The organism is Mesorhizobium sp. B1-1-5 (assembly GCF_006443065.1).
Classification (GTDB): domain Bacteria; phylum Pseudomonadota; class Alphaproteobacteria; order Rhizobiales; family Rhizobiaceae; genus Mesorhizobium.
Genome location: NZ_VFWS01000314.1, coordinates 1 through 1637 on the forward strand (window position 1 = coordinate 1; position 1637 = coordinate 1637).

2 protein-coding genes and 1 pseudogene are annotated in these 1637 nt (G+C 62.0%); 1 reads left to right on the plus strand and 2 read right to left on the minus strand.

The window, feature by feature from the left end; all coding sequences use genetic code 11:
* Positions 1-476: pseudogene (locus tag FJ980_RS35885) on the minus strand (LysR family transcriptional regulator); the annotation flags it as partial.
* Positions 477-640: 164 nt separating this feature from the next.
* Here FJ980_RS35885 and FJ980_RS30820 point away from each other — a divergent pair.
* Complete coding sequence (locus tag FJ980_RS30820; protein ID WP_140547339.1) at positions 641-880, plus strand: hypothetical protein; 240 nt, start codon at positions 641-643, stop codon at positions 878-880.
* A 65-nt stretch (positions 881-945) separates the two neighbouring features.
* Here FJ980_RS30820 and FJ980_RS30825 read toward each other — a convergent pair whose 3' ends face one another.
* The gene (locus FJ980_RS30825) at positions 946-1482 is read right to left on the minus strand and encodes a L,D-transpeptidase (protein ID WP_181165209.1); all 537 of its coding nucleotides are present in this window, start codon (positions 1480-1482) and stop codon (positions 946-948) included.
* Positions 1483-1637: the final 155 nt, after the last annotated feature.

The window sequence follows — 1637 nt, forward strand, 5'->3', positions numbered from 1 at the left end:
TGCGCGCAGAGCCCGGGATATCTGCCGGCGCCGAAGCGGATGCCGACATCGACGTCGTCGAGGTCGAAATCCCGGACTCCGTAGGCGATGTCGAACCTGAGTTCGATGCCTTCATGTTTTTTTCGAAAATCCTCGACCCGCCGCATCAGCCATTTCGTCGCGAATTGGGCGTCGAGCGTCACTTTCAGCAGCGTCGTGCCGCGCGTCATCTTCTGTGCCCGCGAGACGGCCTTGCCAAGCAGGTCGAGCGCATCGGCAGAGGCCTCGAACAGCACCGTTCCGGCCTCCGTCAGCCGGATGCTGCGGCTGGAGCGCGTGAACAGGACGATGCCGAGCTGGTCTTCGATCTCCTAGATCTGGTGGCTGACGGCGGCTGGTGTCAGGCCGAGTTCGTCGGCGGCCCGGGTGAAATTGAGATGCCGGGCCGCTGCCTCCAGCGTCCTCAGCGCCCGGGTTCCCGGCACCAGGCGGGCCATCAGCGTGGCCCCAGAACAGACGCGGTCATGGCGTCCTGATCCTCAAAGAAAACTTGATAATCCGGACAGAACTACTCGTTTCTCTCCAATCTTTCAATCGGGCATGAAGCACCATCGAACCAATATCAAACCGGATTTTATGTCCGGATGGAAGGAACCGTATCATGTCTCACATAGCTTTGAGAGCTCCCGCGAGCCGGCTGAACTGGCTGACCGCAGCGTTCTACTGGCTCCGCCAGGCCAAGGTCGCGGCAAGCCTGCGGCAGGACGACATCGAGGACCTGTCGGATCGCCAGTTGCGCGATGTTGGCGCCACGCGCAAAGACGTCTCCCGCGCCATGGACCGCGAACTCGGCCGGCTGGGCCTGCTCGACATCGGCTGGCAGGTAAGGAAAAGGGAATAGGAATTAGGAGTAGGCAATAGAAAGAGAACCCTACTGCCTACTGCCTACTCCCTACTCCCTACTCCCTACCTTACCACCCTCACCACCGTCCGGTCCGACAGCAGCGGCAAAAGGCGCGCCATCGTGCGTGCGGTCACCGCGACGCAGCCTTGCGTGGGCGTGAAGCCCGGGCGCGCCAGGTGGAAGAAGATGGCGCTGCCGCGTCCGCGGCGGCGCGGCGTTATATTCCAGTCGAGCACAAGGCAGGCATCATAGAGCCTGTCGTCGCGCCGCATGCGTTCGTGGCTGGCGCCGTAGGGGATCTTGACTGGCCTGTTATAGTTTCGGTCGTCGGGCACTTCGCACCAGCCGAGATCAGGCCCGATCGGCGTCATCGCCAGCCGGGTGATGCGGCCGCTGGAGAAGTGGTCTCCCCGGAAATAACCCGACAGGATCCGCATTTGGCCAAGCGGCGTGGCGCCGTCGCCTTCGCGCTTGCCCGCCGAGATGCCGCCACGCCCCAGCGCGCAGGCAAACACCGTTCTGCCCGCCTGCAGCAGCCCCTGGCTGGGACGGCCGGGCCTTGCCCGCACGGTCAGCACCCGCAGTCCTTTTCGCAAAATTGCGCCGGCTGCATTGCGATCGTGTTTTTTCTTGTATGATCGTGCCACGGAACAAATCACTGTGATCGGCTGTTGTGCCGGTCAGCTTCCGCATAAACAGGCAGCGGTCAACTGAATTTTCTTTTCAAAACAACGGATTGATCCATGACTTCACG